Origin of the sequence: Mesorhizobium sp. M0854, assembly GCF_040319815.1 — a bacterium.
Classification (GTDB): domain Bacteria; phylum Pseudomonadota; class Alphaproteobacteria; order Rhizobiales; family Rhizobiaceae; genus Mesorhizobium.
In genome coordinates, this window is sequence record NZ_JAMYOL010000026.1 from 1 (window position 1) to 19,354 (window position 19,354).

General features: G+C 61.2%; 18 protein-coding genes. 7 read left to right on the top strand and 11 right to left on the bottom strand.

Features of this window, described 5'->3' with window-relative positions; all coding sequences use genetic code 11:
* Positions 1-139: 139 nt before the first annotated feature.
* From NKH99_RS26305 to NKH99_RS26315, 3 genes are all read right to left on the bottom strand, one after another.
* Positions 140-1,054, bottom strand: a complete 915-nt coding sequence (locus tag NKH99_RS26305) for a sugar ABC transporter substrate-binding protein (protein WP_352503634.1) — start codon at positions 1,052-1,054, stop codon at positions 140-142.
* A gap of 93 nt (positions 1,055-1,147) precedes the next feature.
* On the bottom strand, positions 1,148-1,933 hold the full coding sequence (locus NKH99_RS26310) for an ATP-binding cassette domain-containing protein (RefSeq protein ID WP_352503633.1): 786 nt from the start codon (positions 1,931-1,933) through the stop codon (positions 1,148-1,150).
* Positions 1,930-2,982 carry an ABC transporter permease gene (locus tag NKH99_RS26315; protein ID WP_352774869.1) on the bottom strand — a complete coding sequence of 351 codons (1,053 nt, stop codon included), beginning with the start codon at positions 2,980-2,982 and terminating at the stop codon, positions 1,930-1,932. Before NKH99_RS26315 ends, NKH99_RS26310 begins: the two co-directional genes overlap by 4 nt.
* A gap of 167 nt (positions 2,983-3,149) precedes the next feature.
* Between NKH99_RS26315 and NKH99_RS26320 the strand changes: the two genes are divergently transcribed.
* The gene (locus NKH99_RS26320; protein ID WP_353016440.1) at positions 3,150-4,046 is read left to right on the top strand and encodes a GntR family transcriptional regulator; all 897 of its coding nucleotides are present in this window, start codon (positions 3,150-3,152) and stop codon (positions 4,044-4,046) included.
* A gap of 62 nt (positions 4,047-4,108) precedes the next feature.
* On the opposite strand, the gene NKH99_RS26325 is transcribed toward NKH99_RS26320, so the two are convergent.
* Together NKH99_RS26325 and NKH99_RS26330 are read right to left on the bottom strand one after the other, a co-directional pair.
* Positions 4,109-4,702 (bottom strand): DJ-1/PfpI family protein, encoded by a 594-nt coding sequence (locus NKH99_RS26325; protein WP_352493019.1) that lies wholly within the window; start codon positions 4,700-4,702, stop codon positions 4,109-4,111.
* 151 nt (positions 4,703-4,853) lie between these two features.
* Complete coding sequence (locus NKH99_RS26330; RefSeq protein WP_352474438.1) at positions 4,854-5,555, bottom strand: GntR family transcriptional regulator; 702 nt, start codon at positions 5,553-5,555, stop codon at positions 4,854-4,856.
* Between the two features lie 188 nt (positions 5,556-5,743).
* Between NKH99_RS26330 and NKH99_RS26335 the strand changes: the two genes are divergently transcribed.
* The 3 genes from NKH99_RS26335 to NKH99_RS26345 are packed head-to-tail and all read left to right on the top strand — an operon-like array spanning position 5,744 to position 9,305.
* Positions 5,744-6,967 carry an iron-containing alcohol dehydrogenase gene (locus NKH99_RS26335; protein ID WP_353016442.1) on the top strand — a complete coding sequence of 408 codons (1,224 nt, stop codon included), beginning with the start codon at positions 5,744-5,746 and terminating at the stop codon, positions 6,965-6,967.
* Between the two features lie 17 nt (positions 6,968-6,984).
* Positions 6,985-8,472, top strand: coding sequence for an NAD-dependent succinate-semialdehyde dehydrogenase (locus NKH99_RS26340; protein ID WP_352774864.1), 1,488 nt, complete (start codon positions 6,985-6,987; stop codon positions 8,470-8,472).
* Between the two features lie 11 nt (positions 8,473-8,483).
* Positions 8,484-9,305 (top strand): alpha/beta hydrolase, encoded by an 822-nt coding sequence (locus NKH99_RS26345; protein WP_502899689.1) that lies wholly within the window; start codon positions 8,484-8,486, stop codon positions 9,303-9,305.
* Here the strand turns inward: NKH99_RS26345 and NKH99_RS26350 are convergent, their stop codons facing one another.
* From NKH99_RS26350 to NKH99_RS26375, 6 genes are all read right to left on the bottom strand, one after another.
* Positions 9,306-10,055, bottom strand: coding sequence for a ribonuclease activity regulator RraA (locus NKH99_RS26350; RefSeq protein WP_352474433.1), 750 nt, complete (start codon positions 10,053-10,055; stop codon positions 9,306-9,308).
* A 22-nt stretch (positions 10,056-10,077) separates the two neighbouring features.
* Complete coding sequence (locus NKH99_RS26355; RefSeq protein WP_352474432.1) at positions 10,078-11,241, bottom strand: mandelate racemase/muconate lactonizing enzyme family protein; 1,164 nt, start codon at positions 11,239-11,241, stop codon at positions 10,078-10,080.
* Positions 11,242-11,274: 33 nt separating this feature from the next.
* Positions 11,275-12,372, bottom strand: coding sequence for an ABC transporter ATP-binding protein (locus NKH99_RS26360; protein ID WP_352474430.1), 1,098 nt, complete (start codon positions 12,370-12,372; stop codon positions 11,275-11,277).
* A gap of 10 nt (positions 12,373-12,382) precedes the next feature.
* Positions 12,383-13,273 carry a carbohydrate ABC transporter permease gene (locus NKH99_RS26365; RefSeq protein WP_023679256.1) on the bottom strand — a complete coding sequence of 297 codons (891 nt, stop codon included), beginning with the start codon at positions 13,271-13,273 and terminating at the stop codon, positions 12,383-12,385.
* On the bottom strand, positions 13,273-14,229 hold the full coding sequence (locus NKH99_RS26370) for a carbohydrate ABC transporter permease (RefSeq protein ID WP_352774862.1): 957 nt from the start codon (positions 14,227-14,229) through the stop codon (positions 13,273-13,275). The genes NKH99_RS26365 and NKH99_RS26370 overlap by 1 nt, the downstream gene beginning before the upstream one ends.
* 79 nt (positions 14,230-14,308) lie before the next feature.
* Complete coding sequence (locus NKH99_RS26375; RefSeq protein ID WP_352503623.1) at positions 14,309-15,787, bottom strand: ABC transporter substrate-binding protein; 1,479 nt, start codon at positions 15,785-15,787, stop codon at positions 14,309-14,311.
* Positions 15,788-15,995: 208 nt separating this feature from the next.
* Between NKH99_RS26375 and NKH99_RS26380 the strand changes: the two genes are divergently transcribed.
* Genes NKH99_RS26380 through NKH99_RS26390 form a run of 3 tightly spaced genes read left to right on the top strand, consistent with a single transcriptional unit; the run spans position 15,996 to position 19,345 of the window.
* Positions 15,996-16,706 carry a GntR family transcriptional regulator gene (locus NKH99_RS26380; protein WP_352503622.1) on the top strand — a complete coding sequence of 237 codons (711 nt, stop codon included), beginning with the start codon at positions 15,996-15,998 and terminating at the stop codon, positions 16,704-16,706.
* A 54-nt stretch (positions 16,707-16,760) separates the two neighbouring features.
* Positions 16,761-17,927, top strand: coding sequence for a mandelate racemase/muconate lactonizing enzyme family protein (locus NKH99_RS26385; RefSeq protein ID WP_352774859.1), 1,167 nt, complete (start codon positions 16,761-16,763; stop codon positions 17,925-17,927).
* A 56-nt stretch (positions 17,928-17,983) separates the two neighbouring features.
* Positions 17,984-19,345, top strand: a complete 1,362-nt coding sequence (locus NKH99_RS26390) for a mandelate racemase/muconate lactonizing enzyme family protein (RefSeq protein ID WP_352774857.1) — start codon at positions 17,984-17,986, stop codon at positions 19,343-19,345.
* Positions 19,346-19,354: the final 9 nt, after the last annotated feature.

Here is a 19,354-nt window from a genome sequence, read left to right on the forward strand (position 1 = left end):
CCCCCCCCCCCCCCCCCCCCCCCCCCCCCCCCCCCCCCCCCTCCCGCGGCCCCCCCCCACCAAAACCCCCCCCCTCGCCCCCCCCCCCCCCGCCCCCCCCCCGCCGCCCGCCGCCCCCCCCCCCCGCACCGCTGGTGGATCACTCGAAGTCCTTGACGTTCTGCAGCGTCACCAGTCCGGCGCCGGTATCCACATTGGCCTCGACGGGTTCCCCGCGGATGGCCTTGACGACGGTGTCGATGCCAAGCTCACCCATTTTCGCTGGAAATTGAGCTACGCTGGCGTCCTCCGCTCCCGACTTGATCGCTTCGATCTCACCGCAGCACGCGTCGAAGCCGACCACTATGAGGTTGTCGTTGGCAATGCCGGAATTGCTGATCGACTTGACGGCGCCAGGGATCGGCGGACCGCAGGCCGAGTAGATCGCCTTGAGATCGGGATTGGCGGTGAGGATGTCTTCGGTCACTGACGTGCCAAGTTCCAGCGTGCAGTTGGTTGCGCCCTTGCCGACGACATCGACCTTGACGTCGCCCAATCCCTCCATCATGCCCGTGACCCGGTCATCCAGAGCCGGCACCCCGGGAACGCCTTGCAGGATACCGATCTTGTCACCGCTCTTGAGCACCGTTTTAAGATACTCTCCGGCGATCTTGCCGCCGTTGAGGTTGTTGGTCGAGACCAATGCCGTCTGGCCTTTCCAGTTGGGAATGCTGTTGTCGACGAGAACCACCTTGATGCCGGCGGCCACCGCCTTGTCGAGCGCCGGCGCGACCGTCGGGTCGACCGGAGTGATTGCCAGCCCGTTGACGCCCTGCGTGATCATGGATTCGATCAGAGCGATCTGGCCTTCGATGTCGGTAGCTGCCTGGCCCTGGCCGGTGACCAGTTCGATCTCCGGATGAGCGGCCGCGTATTTCTTGGCGGCGTCCTCCATGGTCGAGTAGAACGGCACCGGGAATTTCGTAATCAGGCCAACCTTGATCTTGTCTGCGGCCGAAGCCGGCACGGAAAACGCAACAGCGATCACCAGCCCTGCGAACAGTTTTCGGTTCATTGGCATTGTATTCCTCCCTTGGATTGAGACGCCTCCCGGCGGGAGACGCTTCAGGCATTTGCGGACCTGAAAGGTCCCCAAATTTCGAACGGGTCAGGCTCCAACGATCATGGAAACCAGTTCCTGTTTGTTGCCTTTGGTCGGCACCAGTTCGCCGACCCTGCGGCCCTGGCGAAGCACCACCGCGCGATCGGCGAGCTCGACGACGTGTTCCATGTTGTGAGTGATCAGGATGACGGCATTGCCCTGGTCGCGGAGCGCAGCGACCAGATTGAGCACCTGGCGTGATTCACGCAGGCCGAGTGCGGCGGTCGGCTCATCCAGAATGACAACCTTGCGGGCGAACACGGTCGAGCGGGCCACGGCGATCGCTTGCCTTTGACCGCCAGACATCATGGCGACGACGGCATCCAGCCGCGGCAGCGTAACTTTCAGGTTTGCCAGCAGAGCGCGGGTCTCGGCGTCCATCCGGCGCTGCTGCAGAAACCGCAGGCCGCGCGGAAGCCATTGCGGGCCAGCCAGCTCGCGACCGGCAAAGAAGTTCTGTCCCGGCGTTAGATTGTCGAACAGCGCCAGATCCTGATAGACGGTCTCGATGCCGGCGAAGCGCGCATCCGCAGGGGAGCGTATCTGCGTTGGCGCACCGTCCAAAAGGATCGCGCCGGCATCGAGTTGGTGCACCCCGCTGATGCATTTGGTCAGCGTCGATTTACCCGCGCCATTGTCGCCGAGCAGGCCGACGATCTCGCCGCGCCGCACCTCGATGCTGACATCGTCGAGGGCCAGAACCGAACCGAAACGCTTGGTAGCACCGTGTACCGCCAGCACGGGATTGTCCGCCGTGACCGCGTGATCGGCGTTATCCGCAGCGGCGCTCATGACTGCCTTCCGGCTTGCAGGACACGCACACGCCCTTCGAGGTAATTGCGCAGCACGTCGGACTCGACCGCGATCACGATGACCACGCCGATGACGATGAGCTGGAAAAAGACATTGACGTTGAGCAGGTTGAGCGCGTTGCGGATAACGCCGATCATGATGGCGCCGATCAAGGCATGGCCGAGGTGGCCGCGGCCGCCAAGAAAGCTGGCGCCGCCAATGATCACCGCCGCGATCGTGTCCAGTTCCAGCAGATTGCCGAACAGCGGCGAACCGGCGTCGGTGCGGCCGGCAAGGATGACGGAACCGATGCCGGCGCACAGTCCTGAGATGACATAGACCGAAACCAGGACCCGGGACACGGGAATGCCCATGCGCAGCGCGGCGTCGGGCCGGCCGCCGACGGCATAAATCCAGCGCCCCCAGACCATGGTTTTAGCCATGACGGAAAGAACCGCGGCAACGCCCGCAACGACGAAAACCGATCCAGGCAGGCCCCAAACCGCCTCGCGGCCAAGCGCATCGATCGAATCCGGCATGCCAGGGATGGCGCGGCCATCGGCCAGTTGCAGGGCCAGCCCCTTGGCGATGCTCAATGTCGCCAGCGTGATGATGAAAGGATGCGGCAGCCGGCCGAAGACGTAGAAGAGCCCGTTGATGGCGCCGACCGCGGCACCGCAGCCAACCATCACGGCGATCACGATGATGGCGGGAGCACCGGCATGAAAGCTCAGCGCGCCGAAGACGGAGGCCAGTGCAAGGTTCGAGCCGACGGAGAGATCGATGCCGCGTGTCAGGATGACCAGATGCTGGCCCATCGCGACAACCGAGATGACGGCCGTCTGGGCAAGGATGTTGCTGAGATTGCGTCCCGTCAGGAAATAGGGCGACAGAAAGCTGAGGACGGCGATCAGCAGCACCAGGATGACGACCGGACCAGCGCTCAGCAGCATCAGGCCGAGCGCAAGGCCGGGAACGGCTTCTGGCTTCCTGGATGCCGGCAACGCGGCCTCGCCGACAGTCGTGCCGGTGTTTCCCGTTTCAGGCAAATTTCCCCTCCCCGCCGCGGCTTGTACGAGCCGCGTCGTCAAAAACTCAATTCGTGTTCAAGTCCTCTTCTTATCGATAAAAAACAACCGGCCAGGCCGGGTCAAGTTGTTTTTTATGGATAAAGTTCATGCTAAAAGGACAAGCTATAGTTCCCAAGGAAAATCCGATGAGAACCGACACCGTCTACAAGAAGGCCTTCAATCGGGCTGCGAATATGCTGCGCTACGGGCAACTGGCCGGTGAACTTCCTTCCGAAAATGAGCTTAGACGGCGAATGTGCGTCAGCCGCACAACCGTCAGAAAGGTTTTGCGGGAACTGGTTCACCGCGAACTTATCACCGAACGCCACGGCCTCAGGTCGACGGGCCGCCCGGTCAGCGACAACGATTACTATCCGGACGCCGAAACCACACCTCGCGCCAAGCATGTCGAACAGCAATTCATGGAGTGGATGCTGCGGGGTGACACCAGGCCTGGAACCAGCATCAATGAGCTCGAGCTTGCGCGCCAATTCGGCGTTGCGACCAACGGAATTCGCGAATTCCTGATCCGCTTCAGCCGGTTTGGGCTGATCGAGAAAAGGCCGAATACAGGCTGGCTTTTCAAGGGTTTCACCGAAGGCTTTGCGCTTGAGCTCTTCGAGATCCGAGTAATGTTCGAACTGCGTTCGGCGCAACTATTTTCACTACAGCCGGACAGTTCTCCCCTATGGTCGAAACTCGCTGCGCTCAAGATGGCGCATGCCGACCTGCTGGAGCGAATTGAGGGCCGTTTTCATGACTTCTCCGGCCTGGACAACCGGTTTCACCGGCTCATAAACGAGGCATCACCGAACCGCTTCATCGATGATTTCTACGACATCATCACGTTCATTTTTCACTACCACTATCAGTGGAACAAGCAGGACGAAAAGCAGCGCAACCAGGCGGCAATCCTCGAGCATCTCGCCTATATCGATGCGCTCGAAAGCCGCGAATCTGACCGGATTGAGCGGGCCTGCCGAGCGCACCTGGCGTCGGCAAGAGCAACGTTGACGCGTTCGCTTATCCGACTTGTTGAATGATGTAGTCGACCCGCCATTGAAGGGAACCGACGCATCCTCTGGAACGCGTCGGAAGCAAACGCTTACGCGTGACGGATTTCCGTTCCCAGCACCTTCAAACATTCGCGGATGAACGCTGCAAGGGCCGTCCAGCCCTTTGCCGAAACCATCGTGCCATCCACATATGCCTCCGTTGGAGACAGGTCGATATAGGTGCCGCCCGCAAGCGTCACTTCGGGCTCGCAAGCCGCCAGTGCGCCGACCTTCTTGCCACGCACGACGCCGTCCACCGCAATCAGGATCTGCACGCCGTGGCAGATCGTGAAGATCGGCTTCTTGGTTTCGTGGAAGTGGCGCACCATCGCCTGTACGCGCTTGTCGGTGCGGATGTATTCGGGGCCACGGCCGCCGGCGCAGTAAACGGCGTGGTATTGCTCCAGCTGCTTCTCAGCGTCGGAAAAGGTCTTGTTGATCAGCGCATAGTGGCCGAGCTTTTCGGTGTAGGTCTGATCGCCCTCGAAATCGTGCAGCGATGTTTTGATCAGGTCTCCGGCGCTTTTGTCTGGGCACACGACGTGCACGGTGTGGCCCACCGCTTCCATCGCCTGCTGGTAGACGAAGATTTCGTATTCCTCGGTGAATTCACCGGTCAGCATCAGGATCTTTTTGCCTGGCATGGTACTTCCTTTCCTGTGACAACGGCCGGGCGAGATCTGTACTCGCCTGGTAGGTTTGAGTTTCTAGAAGGGTGAATCGGGGAAGTAGTCTTCGTTGGCACTGGCCTGCGTGATGACCGTCAACGGCGGGTACGGGGACATCGGGACAGTCTCAGTCGAACGCCAACAACAAACGGTCGCGGGAATGCTCGATATGGCGACGCATCGCCTGCTCGGCAGCGGCAGGATCGGCCGCAGCGAAAGCGGCCAGGATGGCCTCATGCTCGTCAAGCGCCTCCTCGGTGACGCGCGAATGGAACATCAGGCGGAATATGTGGAAGTGGGTGTGCTGGTGCGCCAATGTCTCGCGCACGAGTTCGTTGTTGGCGAATTCCATGACCTTGTCATGGAAAATGGCATCCTGGCGGGCGAAGTTGGAATACCGCAGGCGCTCGTCCTTGCCCTCACGGCGCGCCATGACGCCGGCCGACTTCTGAAGCTGCGCGAGCTTTACCTCGTCCATGAGCGCGGCTGCCTTGGCTGCGCCATGAGGTTCGAGCAGCAGGCGAAGCTCATAAAGTTCGTCAAACCGCCGTTTCGTGATCTGCGGCGCAGCGCGGTAACCGATCAGATGCGTCTTCAGCACCAGGCCTTCGCCTTCGAGCCGGCCAAGCGCCTCGCGGATCGGCGTGTGGGATACGTTGAATTCCTTGACCAGGCTGTCGACCGTGATCCGCGAGCCCGGCGCAATCTTCAGCGACATGAGTTGCGCAAAGATCGCTTCGTAGACGTCCTCAACCAGGCTGCTGGAGCGCTGGATACGCCCGCCGGCGAGGTTCGCTTCGTCTAGACTGGGTAAGTTCATGGCCTGCATGTTTTGTCTCTTGACACATTGAGTTGCTAACACGATGCTCCGGCCAATGCAATCCTATATCCTATACGATTTTATAGAGGATATCATTTGCGGCAGCTAGGAGACAAAGCAATGACGCTACCGGTAGCCCTGCGGGAGCAGCGTGCCGCCCCAGCGGCCTTTCCAGACATCATCACAGGATGCAGGTCATGAGCCTTTTCGCTGCGATAAGGCTGCCACGCGAAATCCTCTTCGGGAAGGGCCAACGCCACGTCATTCCGGTTGTCGCGGCCAGGCTCGGGCGTCGCGCGCTCGTCTGCACCGATGAACGTTTTGCCGCAACGGGCCAGTTCGCAGAGATTATCGCGGCACTGCGAGCCGCCTCGATAGACGTACTGGTGCATGACCGCGTGCTACCCGACGTTCCTCGGGGCACCATTGCCGTCTGCGTCGAGGAAGCACGGAAGTTCACGCCCGACATGGTGATCGGCATTGGCGGCGGCAGCTGTCTCGACCTGGCCAAATGCGCCGCGCTGCTCATCAGTCACGGCGGTCAGCTCCAGGATTACTACGGCGAGTTCAAGGTGCCCGGCCCGACGCTGCCGCTGATTGCGGTGCCGACGACAGCCGGCACCGGCTCTGAAGTGACCCCGGTTGCCGTGATCTCGGATCCGGATCGCACACTGAAGGTCGGCATCTCCAGCCCGTATCTGATCGCGGCCGCGGCCATCTGCGATCCTGAACTGACGATGACATGCCCGCCGGGATTGACGGCGATCGCAGGCGCCGACGCGCTGACGCACGCAATCGAGGCGTTCACGGCCGCCAGGCGGGGGACCGATCCCGGCCTTCCGCAGAACCATGTCTTTATCGGCAAAACCGCCTTGACCGATCATTTCGCCCTGCTGGCGATCAAGCTGCTTGGCCGAAGCCTTGAAACGGCATGCGGCCGGCCCTCTGACGAGGACGCCCGGGCCGACGTCATGATGGGTGCACTGGCAGCCGGCTGCGCGTTCGGAACGGCCGGCACAGCGGCAGCGCATGCCGTGCAATATCCGGTTGGCGCGATAACCCACACCGCTCACGGATTGGGCGTCGCCACCATGTTGCCGTACGTCATGAAGTACAACAAAACAGCCGCAGCGACCGAGATGGCCGAGATCGCCAACGCGCTCTGCCTCGATGGTAAAGGCCGGACGCCCGACGAGTTGGCCGACGCGACCATTGCCGAAGTCAGCCGGCTGTTTGGGGCAATCGGGATCACCTCCTCGTTAGCCGAGCTGGGGCTGCCCGCAGATAAGCTCGATTGGACGGCGGAACAGGCGATCGGTATCGAGCGCCTCATCAAGAACAACCCGCGTCCATTCGATTTGCGGACCATGCGACACCTGGTCCAGGCGGCCTTCGATGGCGACCTCGCCAGCATCATGTAACAATCGGGAATATCGAGATGAACACGTTTTCACAGGTTCTGTCGGATGATCAGGGCGTCAGCGACTTCCACACAATTTCGCACCGGCTGTATATCGGCGGCCAATGGCGGCAGTCCGCGGATGGCAGGGTAATTCCGGTCATTGATCCGTCGACGGAAGCCATCATCGCGGCCGTACCCGATGCGACCTTGGAGGACGCGGCCGCCGCCATTGACGCCGCTGCCAAAGCAGCCCATGGCTGGCGGACAACGTCGCCGCGAAAGCGTTCCGAGATCCTCAGACGCTGCTTTGAGCTGATGACGGAACGATCCGAGGCACTGGCTACTCTCATCGCATTGGAAAACGGCAAGGCCCTGCGGGATGCCCGCGGCGAGATCGCTTATGCCGCGGAATTTTTCCGTTGGAATGCCGAGGAGGCCGTTCGCATTACCGGTGAATTCGGTACTGCGCCTTCCGGCACCAATCGGATTGTGGTCGACTACGAACCCGTCGGCATCTGCATCCTGATCACGCCCTGGAATTTTCCTGCCGCGATGGCGACGCGCAAGATCGCGCCGGCACTTGCCGCTGGATGCACGGTGATCCTGAAACCGGCCAGTGAGACCCCGCTTACCGCCTATGCGCTCGCCGCGCTCTACCAGGACGCGGGCGTTCCACCAGGGGTGGTCAACGTCCTGACAACCTCCAGTCCCGGGCCTTTGACAGCCGCCATGCTGGCCGATCCGCGGGTGCGCAAACTCTCCTTCACCGGTTCGACGGGTGTGGGTCGCGCTCTGCTGGCAGAGGCTGCCAGGCATGTGGTTTCGTGTTCCATGGAGCTGGGCGGCAACGCACCGTTCATTGTGTTCGACGACGCCGATCTCGAAGCGGCGCTCGATGGTGCAATGGTGGCCAAGATGCGCAACGCCGGCGAGGCCTGCACGGCCGCAAACCGCCTCTATGTGCAATCTGGCATCTACGAAGCCTTCTGCGATGGCCTCGAGAAGCGGATGTCGTCGCTCAAGGTCGGCCCTGGCACAGATCCGGACACGGAATGCGGGCCCATGATCACGAAAAAGGCGGTCGAGAAGATAGACCGCCTTGTCGTCGACGCGGTCACACGCGGCGCGCGGGTCATGTGCGGCGGCTCAGTCCTGTCCGGGCGCGGTTTCTTCTATCCTCCGACGGTGCTTCGCGACGTGCCGGGCGACGCAAAGATGGCGCATGAGGAGATATTCGGGCCGGTGGCGCCAATCTCGAGCTTCGAAACGGAGGCCGAGGTCATCGCACGCGCCAATGACACCGAATATGGGCTTGCTGCCTACATTTACACGCGCGATCTGGCGCGCGGCATGCGGGTGGCTTCCCGCATCGAGGCCGGGATGATTGCTCTCAACCGCGGGCTGATGTCTGATCCGGCAGCTCCCTTCGGCGGCGTCAAGCAAAGTGGGCTCGGCCGCGAGGGAGGGCAGCATCACGGCATTGCCGAGTTCATGGAGGCGAAATACCTCGCCGTCAGCATGTGAGCTGAAGAAGAATGCAAGGCGATCCCTTTCGCATCCGCGACCACGTTGCTGATTTTGACCAAATCGTGCAGGACATTGTTGACCGCAGCGAGGTCGCCCGCGCCGCCATTCCGATGGCCGCCGACGTGGCCTACGGACCGGATCCGACCGAGACCATGGACCTGTTCTTTCCCGCGGGCAAAAGAACGGCGCTACCGGTGCACATCTTTGTCCATGGCGGCTACTGGAGAATGTTCTCCAAGCGCGACTATTCATATATGGCGACGACGATTACCCAAGCCGGGGCCATCGCCGTCATCCTTGATTATGCTCTGATGCCCAAGGTCCGAATGGCGAGGATTGTCGACCAGGTGCGCCGCGCCAAGCAGTGGGTCCTGGCCAACATCGCCGATCATGGCGGAAGCCCGGCGGCCCTGACCGTCAGTGGTCATTCGGCTGGAGCCCATCTTGCAACGTTCCTGTTCGAAGGCGAGCATACCCCCTCGAATGTGAAGGCAGCCCTTCTCCTGAGCGGACTATATGATTTGAAGCCGCTCCAGGATTCCTTTCTCGCCAACGAGATTGGAATAACCGACGAGGAAGTCGCCATGTTCACACCTCTCGCCTGTCGGCATGATGCTCAAACCAAGGCGGCGGTCCTGGTCGGAGCCAACGAGACGCCACCCTTCCATCAGCAAGCCGATCGATTCAAAGCAAGCTTGCTGCGGCAGGGATCGTTGGTAACGTCGGATGTGCTCCCGAACCGCAACCATATGGACAGTGTCAGAGATCTTGGCGTGCCGGGGACCGAGGCTGGCGATTGCCTGGCAAAACTGATCGCCAAGGCCTGCTGACTAACTCGGGTTCTCCAGGCGATTTGTTTTGCGCCACTCCTCGTACTCTCCGCGGGCATCATCATGCAGCGGATAGTAGCGTTGCAACGGCCCGCCCTCCATGAGCTTCGCTCGCGAAAACTCCTCCCAATCATGATGCTTCTGTGATTCTTCGATCACCTTCGGGGCCATCACGACGGGAAGCACCACCACCCCGTCGTCGTCGGCGACGATGATGTCGCCCGGGATCACCGTGACACCGCCGCAGGCAATCGGAACGTTGACGGCATTGGGATAGATGCTGGTCTGCACATGATAGTTTGGCGTCCAGCCGCGCAGCCATAGGGGCAGGTCGAGCTTTTCGACATTGGGCCGGTCGCGCATGCACCCATCGATGACGATACCGGCCCCGCCCCTGCCCTTGAAATACGTCGACATCATATCGCCGAAGACGCCCGAGCTCATGTCGCCGCGCGCGTCGACCACGACCACATCGCCCTCCTGCGCGTGATAGAGCACGTGCCGGTGCAGCTGTGTCTCCGGATCGGCATATTCTCCTTCGGTGAAGAGGTCCGGCCGCTGCGGCAGGAACTGCAGCGTCAGCACCGGCCCGACGATCGACTTCCCGTGGTTTTGCGCCACCGGACCGACCATGTGCGGATTGCGGAAACCCATATGGCCAAGCGTGCCGGCAACCGTCGCGGCGCCGATCTCCCTGAGTGCGTCGATCAGGTCCTTAGGCGGCCGCATGATGTCGGAAGTATGTGTCATTGTGGACTCCGATTGAATGGAACTACCAGTTCGCAACAGAACCGTCGCGGCGCTTAAGGTGAGGCGCTTCCCAGAAACGCAAACTCTGCGCCTGGACCGCAACTTCGTTGACCTCGACGCCGAGCCCCGGCAGATCGCCGACCGGGTAATCGGTCCCGTCGAGCCGTGGTTGCACGGGGAAGAAGTCGGAATTGTCGAAGCCCAGCTTTGTTTCGGGTGCCCTGGTCTCGAGCCACGCGAAGTTGGGTACCGCGGCAGCGAGATGCACGGTCGCGGCCGTGCACACTGGACCAAGCGGATTGTGCGGCATCAGGTCCACATAATGCGCCTCGCTCCAGCCAGCGATTTTCATCGCCTCGGTGAGCCCGCCGACATTGCAAACATCGAGCCGGTTGAACTGATGGATGCCGCGCTCGATGTAGGGCAGGAACTGCCACTTGCTGGCAAATTCCTCGCCTATGGCAAAGGGGATTTCGGTCATCGTGCGCAGCGATTCATAGGCCTCCGGCGTTTCGGCCCGTATCGGCTCCTCGAGGAAATCAAGCACGCCGCGACCGAGCTTGTTGCAGAAGCTCGCGGCCTCTGCCACCGACAGCCGATGATGATAGTCGAGGCCGAGGACCACGTCGCTGCCCAGCGCCTCGCGCGCTTTGTTCAGCATACTTGCGGTAGCGCCGATGGACTCGCGCGGCTCGAAGATGTCCTTGCTGTTTTGCCCGAAGGGGAAGAAGCGGATCGCCTGCCACCCCTGCGCGCGAAGTTCGCGGGCCCGTTCGATGGCAACGTCGCCCTCGGCCTCGTCGCCGGTCGAGGCAAAGGTGGGAATGCGGTCGCGCTGCTTGCCGCCCAGCAGCTCGTAGACCGGCACGCCCAGCGCCTTGCCCTTGATATCGTGAAGGGCGATGTCGATGGCGGAAATCGCCGCCTGAAGGACTCGCCCGCCTTCGAAGTACTGGCTGCGGTAAACCTCCTGCCAGATCCGCCCGATCTGCATCGGGTCGCGGCCGATGAGAAACTCGCGATAGTGCTCAACCGCGCCGGCCACGGCCCTCTCGCGACCGCTCAAGCCGCTCTCGCCCCAGCCGAAGATGCCCTGGTCGGTCTCGACCTTGACGAGCATCTGGTTGCGCGTTCCTACCCACACCGGATAGGGCTTGATCGCGGTGATCTTAAGTTTCTCAGTCATCCACGCCCACGTTTCACGCGCATTCGCTCTATCTCAGTTGGCCTTGAGGGCCATTTCAGTTTCGCCATCGAACAGATGCATCCGCTCCTGGTCGAACTCGAGCCAGATCTGCTCGTCGGGCGCGACGGCAATGTTTGGCGGCACGCTGACGTTGACGATGGCGCCGGACAGGAACGCCTGGACGAAGGTGACGTCGCCGGTCGGTTCCACCGTGTAGGCCTTGGCCGGAATGGAACCAGGGACCGCACTCTTGTGGAGCTTGATCGTCGAGTGACGTGCGCCGAGCACGACTTTCCTGGTCGTCGCTTTCGCCACCTTCTGGGCATTGCGCGGTGAGAGCTCAAGGCGCCAGCCCTCGGCGCCGGTCAACACCGTGTTGCCGTTTGCCATCGAGGCCTCTAACGGAATAAGGCTCATCGCCGGGCTGCCGATGAAGCTGGCCACGAACATGTTCACCGGATGGGCGAAGACCTGCGCCGGTGAATCGTATTGCTGCAGGTAGCCGCCATTCATCACCGCCATCTTGTCAGCCATGGTCACGGCTTCGAGCTGGTCGTGCGTCACATAGATAATCGTCGCCTTGAGGTCCTGGTGGAAACGCTTGATCTCCGACCGCATCTGCACGCGCAGTTTGGCATCGAGGTTAGACAGTGGCTCGTCCATGAGGAACACGGCGGGGTCGCGAACGAGGGCACGGCCAAGGGCCACACGCTGCTGCTGCCCGCCCGAAAGTTCGCGCGGCTTGCGCTCGAGCAGGTGCGTCATGTCGAGCACTCGCGCCGCTTCCTTGACCTTCTTGTCGATCTCGTCCCTGGGGAGTTTGCGCATCTGAAGCGGGAACGCCAGGTTCTTGTAGACCGATTTCTGCGGGTAGAGCGCGTAGTTCTGGAACACCATTGCGATGTCCCGGTCCTTGGGGTCGAGGTCGTTGACCACCCGCTCGCCGATGATGATGTCGCCCGCTGTGATCGGGGTCAGCCCCGCGACAAGATTGAGCGTGGTTGTCTTGCCGCAGCCTGAAGGCCCGACGAGCGCAACGAACTCGCCGTCATTGACCGTCAGCGAAACGTGGTTGACAGCTTTGAAGCTGCCATAGCTCTTGACGAGATCTTGGAGGACCACGTGGGCCATCGGCAACTCCCTAGTGCTTGACCGCGCCTTCTGTAAGGGCGCGTACGAAGTATCGTTGCAGGACCAGGAACAGCACCACGACGGGCACACTCATCATGAAGCTGGCCGCCATCAGGCCCGGAAAGTCCGTCGTATTTTCCGAGAAGAAGCGTTGGATGCCGACCGGCAGGGTCAACTGCTCGTTCTTGGAGAGGAAGGTGTAGGCGTAGATGTACTCGTTCCACGCGCCGATGAAGGAATAGATTGCGGTGGCGATGATCCCCGGCGTCGAGAGCGGCATCACGATCATGATGAAGGCCTGGAACCGTGTTGCGCCATCGATGCGCGCCGCCTGCTCAAGCTGCACCGGGATATTGTCGTAAAAGCCCTTGAGCAGCCAGATCGCCAGCGGCAGGCCAAAGGTGAGATAGGTGAGTATCAGTGAGCCATGCGTGTTTATCAGACCGATGGCGCGCATCAGGATGAAGAGTGGCACGAGAAAGATCACCGCCGGGAACATGTTGCGCAGCAGCACGGCAAAGAACAGGAAATTCCGGCCGGGGAAACTGAAGCGCGAAAACGCGTAGGCCGCTGGGACAGCTACGATCACCGAAAGGATTGTCGTGACGGTCGACACGAAAAGACTGTTCCAGAAGAAGCGGAGGAAGTCCTGGCCGACGCTGTTCTGCGGATCGAGCAGTTTCTGATAGCTGGCGAGGGTAGGTTCGTCCGGCCACCATTGCGGCGGGAATTGCGTCGCCGCGAATCCGGACTTGATCGAGGTGATCAGCATCCAGATCATCGGCAACGCGGTATAAAGCAGCATAAACACGAGGAATATGCGGCCGGCCCACCGCCATCCGTCGACGCGCATGCGGCGACGGGTCTGGGCACGAGGTGCTGTCTCGGCAATCGTGCTCATCAGCTCCCCTCTTTCCGCTCGTTGCCGCTTAACGCACGGACGTAGAAGTAGCCCAGCGTCATCAGCGTGAGGAACAGGAGCACCGAATAGGCCGATGCCACGCCCCAGCGCTGCCGTCCGAAGGCGAGCTCATAAATGTGGGTTATCCAGATATGCGATGCGTTCGACGGCCCGCCGCCGGTCATGATCCAGGGGATGATGAAGGAATTGAAGTTGGCCACCGCGAGCAGCAGCATCGTCACCACCGAGACGTTGCGCAAGTGCGGGAAGGTGACGTGCCAAAAGCGCTGCCATGCATTGGCACCATCGACTTTTGCGGCGCGCAGCAACTGGTCGGGGACTGTCTGCAGGCCGGCCATCATCATGATCATGGCAAACGGAAACTCGCGCCAGATATTGACGACGATCAGCGAGGGCAGCACCGTGCTGACATTGTCGATGAAATTCGGCGGCTGGTCGGCCAATCCGAGGCCGACCAGCACCGCGCCGATGATCCCGAAGTCCGAATGGTAGATCCACTTCCAGATGTAGGAGGCGGCGACGGCGCTGATGACCCAAGGGATGATCAGGACGGCGCGCAGGACACCACGGCCGATGAAGTCGCGGTGGAGCGCCAGCGCTGTGGCAAACCCCAGGACAAAGGAGATGAAAGTTGACCCCAGAGTCCAGATCAGTGTGTTCCAGGTGACTTTCCAGAACACCTGACTGGTGAGGATGGTCGTGTAGTTGTCGAAGCCGATGAAGGTCTTGTCGCGGAGTTGCAGGCCAGGCGGTGTCTTAAAGAACGACAGCTCGACCGTGTAGTAGATCGGATAGGCGATGACGATGAGCATCACGGCGATCGCTGGGAGCACGTACGCGTAGTCCGCACGATGCTCCCAGACCTTCCGCAGCGCGCCGGACCAACCGGGTTGCAATCTTCGGCGAGCCTCGGCCTTGCCGGTCACGATCGTCACTTGTGGCGTGCCCTTTTTCTTCGGAACGCTGCGGCTGCGCCAGCGGCGCAGCCGGTCCAGGTCGTAGGTGTGGCTTGGACTAGAGTCCGCCCATCAGGTCTTTTACCTTCTTGGCCGCATCGTCCGCTGCCTCGTCGACGGTCATCGCTCCGGTCAGGGCATTCTGCAGCATGTCCGGGATGATGATGTTCATGATCTCGGGGGCCTGCGGCAGAGCTGGGAACGGGATGCCGTATGGCAGCATCGAGGTGGTGACGTCGAGGAACTTGATGTTGTCCAGACGTTCCTTCATCCACTTGGTCTTGAAGCCGTTGAGGTTGCCAGGGTTTGATCCGGCGTAGGCCATCTTCAGCGACCATTCAGGGCTCGTCCACATGCAGATGATAGCTTTCGCGGCCGGCTCGTCTACCTTGCCGCCCTCGACATATTCGGGTTTCAGGATGTGAATGTTCGAGCCGCCGAACACGACGGCGCGCTTGCCGTCGGGACCAGTCGGGATCAGGCCGTAGCGCATGTTGTCGATGACCGTCTGCGCCTTGTCCTTGTCGGTGCCCGTCGCCTTTTTCTGCAGGTCGAGCATGACGTTGTAATCGGACGGGTGCGAGATCATCATGCCGAGCTGGCCAGCGACGAACAGGGGCTGATTATCGGCCTGCTGATTGGTGAGTGCCGAAACCGGAACCGACTTGTCGCGAACATACATGTCGTAGGAGGCTTGCAGCGCTGCCTTGCTTTGCGGGCTATCGAGCTGGACCTGCTCATAGGTCGGGTTCGGCGTCGCTTCGTCGAAGACACCTCCGCCATAGGCCCACAGCTGTGGCATGAAGCGGTACGGCGTATTGCCGGCATTCTTGCGAGCCACGAGGCCATATCCGGCAATGCCGAGCTTGTCGTGGATCTGCTTGGAATACTTGACCACGTCGTCCCACGTTGCCGGCGGTTTGTCCGGATCGAGGCCGGCACGCTTGAAGATGTCGGCGTTCCAGATGAACGCCATCGTCTCGTTGTTGGTCGGAATGCCGTAGGTCACGCCCTCCCAGGTCACTGCCTTCATGGCGCCGGGCCAGAAATCCTCTGTCGAATACCCCACATCCTCTGGCTTGAGCGGCTGCAGATAGCCCTTTGAGGCGAACTCGGTACCACCCAGGATCTGCAGGCGGACCGCCATAGGCGCGGCATTGCCCAGGAGCGCGGTGCGGAACTTGTCGAGAAGGTCGTTATAGGTGAGGGCTTGTTCCTCGAGCTGGATGTTCGGATAGGTTTTGCGGAAGGTCTCGAAGAAATCCTTGTAGTACTGGCGCAGGAGGTCCGGGTCGCCCTCGAACACGCCCTGATACCAGAATGTCAGTCGCCCCTTGTAATCGAGCGGGGTGACCTTGGCGCAATCGGCCGCCGTGTCAAAATCCTGTGTGCCCGCAATCGAGCGCACATACTCCGGCGACCACTTGCTCAGGTCGACCGGCGGTGCACCCAGCGCCGATGTAGACGTCAGGGATGCCATCAAAGCAGTGGCGACAGTGCCGCGCAGGACGGCGCTGCCGAGCGCAATTCTCGTCATAGGTATCCTCCCTGGTTCTCCCATGCCGCCCTGAAGCGGTCCTTACTCGTTTCGATCGCGAGGATGCTTCTGCCAGCTCAGTGTATCCTCTCGATCGCTTGGTACGTTTTCAGATCATGAATTGCCTGTCAACGCGCAGAATCGTACATTGTTTGCGAAAGCCGTGTGTGATATCGGGCAAGGTATGTATTAAATTGGGGAGCCGGCCTTGGCCGAAATAAGCGATTTCAAAGCGATGCCACCGGTGGGGACCGATCCCATCGGGGCCTCCAGCGAGGGCGCCTCGCTTTATGAATTGATCAGGGAAGATATCATCGAGGGACGGCTCGCTGCCAACGAACGGCTTGTCGTGACCGATCTCGCCCGGCGTCACGGCACTTCGACCAATCCTGTGCGCGAGGCCCTGCAGTTGTTGCGCGGCGAAGGGTTTGTCACCTTTATCGCCAACCGCGGGGCGCGCGTGCGACCCATTGATCAAGATTTTGTCCGGGATATCTACGAGATCGGTGTTCTGATCGAGCCAGCCCTGACACGATGGTTTGTGAATATGGCTACCGGCGAGGACATCGCCGAACTCGAACGTCTCCAAGGCCTGATCGAAGAGAACAACTTCGCCGACACATTCAGGCACAGTGAGCTGGATACCGCTTTCCACACCGTGATGTACCAGCGGCACTACAACCGCCACGCCGCCGAGCTTTGGTGGAAGCACCGCGAAGTGCTGCGAGCCGTGAGCCGTCGTTTCAATTTCACGCTGGCGCGACGTGCCGCGATCATGCGCGAGCACCGCGAACTCATCGCGCTTGTGAAGGCGGGAGAGGCCGACAAGGCGGCCGAACTCGTTTCCCGCCATGTCGAGGGTTCGGGCCGGCATATTCTCGAACAGATGCGAGCGCGCAACGCCGCTCGGGCCGGATAGAATGTCCAGTCCAGAACATCGTTAGCTGACCATTTCCAGGCAAAGGTAGTTGAGATGAAAATCACGAGCATTCGGCCGTGGCTGATCAAGTCCGATGCTTCCTACTGGGGAGAGTTCCTGTTCGTCGAAGTGGCGACCGACGAGGGAGTGAGTGGCTGGGGAGAGATCACCACCACGACAAGGCTCGCCAACCGCGCTCTGTGCACGATCCTGCGGCAGATCGGCGTCGCCGCGACAGGCGAGGATCCGGCGCGTATCGAGCATCTCTGGCACAAGATCTTCCGCAGCTTCACCTACATGGGAAGCCGCGGCGCCGCCGTCGAATGCGTGAGCGCCATCGACATAGCCCTCTGGGACATCCAGGGCAAAGTCCTCGGCAAGCCGATTTACGAGCTGCTTGGCGGGCCGGTACGCGATGAAATCGCGCTCTACACCCATCCCAACCAGGCCAAATTCACCAGCAAGGAGGCCGTGGTCCGCGAAATTCTAGACATTGTCGAGTCCGGACACACTGCGCTCAAGTTCGATCCCTACCCCCACCAGGGCCGCAGCGCCGATGGCCTGCCCCGCGAACAGCGAGACGGCTACCTCGATGGCAGCATGACCCGCAAGGACGAGCGCGAGGCCGCCGAACTCACGGCTCTGATCCGCGAAACGGCAGGACCCGATGTCGACATTCTCATCGATGCGCACGGCCGCTTCGATGTCCCCACCGCCATTCGCCTCTGTCGGAGCCTCGAGGAGGCCGGCCAGATCGACTGGTTTGAGGAGCCCTGCCCGCCCGAGAGCCTTAACGCCCTCAAGCAGGTACGTGAGAAGGTCAATACCGCCATCTCGTGGGGCGAGCGCGGCCACACGAAATGGGATTTCGTGCCGGTACTCGAGAACAGGCTCGCTGATTACATCATGCCCGACGTTACCTGGACCGGCGGCATTACCGAACTCAAGAAGATTTCTGCGCTGTGCGAAGCCTACTACGTGCCGGTCTCGCCACATGACGCCGCGGGACCGATCAACGTGGTTGCGGGAGCGCAGGTGATGATGACCGTTCCCAATTTCTACAAACTCGAAACGTCGGAGTGGAACCTGGGCAAGTACGATCACCTGATCGACAGACCACTCGACATTTCGAACGGCAGCCTCAAGCTGTCGTCGAAGCCTGGTCTCGGTATTGAGATGGACCGCGACTACCTGCAGGCCCACGAGATTGAGTTGGGCTAGCAAGACTAAATGCCGGCCCAGGGTGGGGGACGACAAGCCGAAAACGAGGATAAGTCATGGCAAAGACAGGTGGCGCCGACGAAGCGCTCAATCGGGTAAACGCGAACTCCAAGCCATCCCAGCTTCGCATCACCGACATGCGGGTAGCCGAAATCGTCGGCGCGCCGTTCACCTCAACCCTGCTCAAGATTTACACCAACCAGGGTATCGTCGGGCTTGGCGAGGTGCGCGACGGCGCCAGTGCCACCTACGCGCTGATGCTGAAGAGCCGGCTGCTTGGCGAGAACCCTTGCGACATCGACCGCCTGTTTCGCCGGATCAAGCAGTTCGGTGGCCACGGCCGGCAAGGCGGCGGCGTCTCGGCGGTCGAGATCGCGTTGTGGGATCTCGCCGGCAAGGCCTATGGCGTTCCCATCTACCAGATGCTCGGCGGCCGGTTTCGGGAGAAGGTGCGCGTCTATTGCGACACCGACGCTACCGTGCCGAGCGGCACCGAGACCGGCAAGCGCCTCAAGCAGCGCATGGCGCTCGGCTTCACCTTCCTCAAGATGGATCTGGGGCTGATGCAGATCGCGGATGTACCCGGTGCGGTCGTCTCCCCTGCCGGCTCACTTGAAGGGTACCGCATCCATCCCGGCCGCGGCCCGGTCAAGACCATGGAGGAGCGCCGCGCCCGCAATGCCGCTTACGATTTGCATAACGTTCCCCATCCGTTTACCGGCCTCCACTTTTCCGACAAGGGCCTCGACCTGCTTGAACAGTACATTGCCGAGGTTCGCGATGTTATCGGCATGGATATTCCGCTCGCCATTGACCATGTCGGCCACATCTCGCTGCAGAACGGCATTCGGCTCGCCAGGCGGATTGAAAAATACGTGCCGGCCTGGCTCGAGGATGTGATCCCATGGCAGTACACCGAGCAGTTCCGGCAACTGCAGGCCGCCACCACGGTGCCGATCTGCACCGGCGAGGACATCTACCTTAAGGAAGGCTTCGAGCCTCTGCTCAAGAGCGGCGGCCTCTCCATTGTCCACCCGGACCTGCTCACAAGCGGGGGCATCCTCGAGACCAAGAAGATCGGCGACATGGCCCAGGACCATGGCGTCGCAATGGCCATCCATATGGCCGAAAGTCCAATCGCCGCAATGGCCGCGGCACATGTCGCGACCGCGACCGAAAACTTCATGGCGCTCGAATACCACTCTGCCGATGTCGACTGGTGGGACGATATCGTCACCGGCCTTCCCAAGCCGCTCGTGAAGGACGGCTTTATCACTGTTCCGGACAAACCTGGCCTGGGGATTGACGACGTCGTCGACGAGGTGATCTCGCAGCATCTGCAGCCGGGTGTCACCGGCATCTGGCAGCCCACGGATCACTGGGACGACGAGTATTCCTGGGACCGTATCTGGAGCTGAGGCGAAAAG

What these genes read in the sequence shown, in the direction of transcription:
- NKH99_RS26305 (WP_352503634.1), bottom strand. Translation starts at nt 1,054, where the DNA reads ATGAACCGAAAACTGTTCGCAGGGCTGGTGATCGCTGTTGCGTTTTCC.
- NKH99_RS26310 (WP_352503633.1), bottom strand. Translation starts at nt 1,933, where the DNA reads ATGAGCGCCGCTGCGGATAACGCCGATCACGCGGTCACGGCGGACAAT.
- NKH99_RS26320 (WP_353016440.1), top strand. Translation starts at nt 3,150, where the DNA reads ATGAGAACCGACACCGTCTACAAGAAGGCCTTCAATCGGGCTGCGAAT.
- NKH99_RS26325 (WP_352493019.1), bottom strand. Translation starts at nt 4,702, where the DNA reads ATGCCAGGCAAAAAGATCCTGATGCTGACCGGTGAATTCACCGAGGAA.
- NKH99_RS26330 (WP_352474438.1), bottom strand. Translation starts at nt 5,555, where the DNA reads ATGCAGGCCATGAACTTACCCAGTCTAGACGAAGCGAACCTCGCCGGC.
- NKH99_RS26335 (WP_353016442.1), top strand. Translation starts at nt 5,744, where the DNA reads ATGAGCCTTTTCGCTGCGATAAGGCTGCCACGCGAAATCCTCTTCGGG.
- NKH99_RS26340 (WP_352774864.1), top strand. Translation starts at nt 6,985, where the DNA reads ATGAACACGTTTTCACAGGTTCTGTCGGATGATCAGGGCGTCAGCGAC.
- NKH99_RS26345 (WP_502899689.1), top strand. Translation starts at nt 8,484, where the DNA reads ATGCAAGGCGATCCCTTTCGCATCCGCGACCACGTTGCTGATTTTGAC.
- NKH99_RS26350 (WP_352474433.1), bottom strand. Translation starts at nt 10,055, where the DNA reads ATGACACATACTTCCGACATCATGCGGCCGCCTAAGGACCTGATCGAC.
- NKH99_RS26355 (WP_352474432.1), bottom strand. Translation starts at nt 11,241, where the DNA reads ATGACTGAGAAACTTAAGATCACCGCGATCAAGCCCTATCCGGTGTGG.
- NKH99_RS26360 (WP_352474430.1), bottom strand. Translation starts at nt 12,372, where the DNA reads ATGGCCCACGTGGTCCTCCAAGATCTCGTCAAGAGCTATGGCAGCTTC.
- NKH99_RS26365 (WP_023679256.1), bottom strand. Translation starts at nt 13,273, where the DNA reads ATGAGCACGATTGCCGAGACAGCACCTCGTGCCCAGACCCGTCGCCGC.
- NKH99_RS26375 (WP_352503623.1), bottom strand. Translation starts at nt 15,787, where the DNA reads ATGACGAGAATTGCGCTCGGCAGCGCCGTCCTGCGCGGCACTGTCGCC.
- NKH99_RS26385 (WP_352774859.1), top strand. Translation starts at nt 16,761, where the DNA reads ATGAAAATCACGAGCATTCGGCCGTGGCTGATCAAGTCCGATGCTTCC.
- NKH99_RS26390 (WP_352774857.1), top strand. Translation starts at nt 17,984, where the DNA reads ATGGCAAAGACAGGTGGCGCCGACGAAGCGCTCAATCGGGTAAACGCG.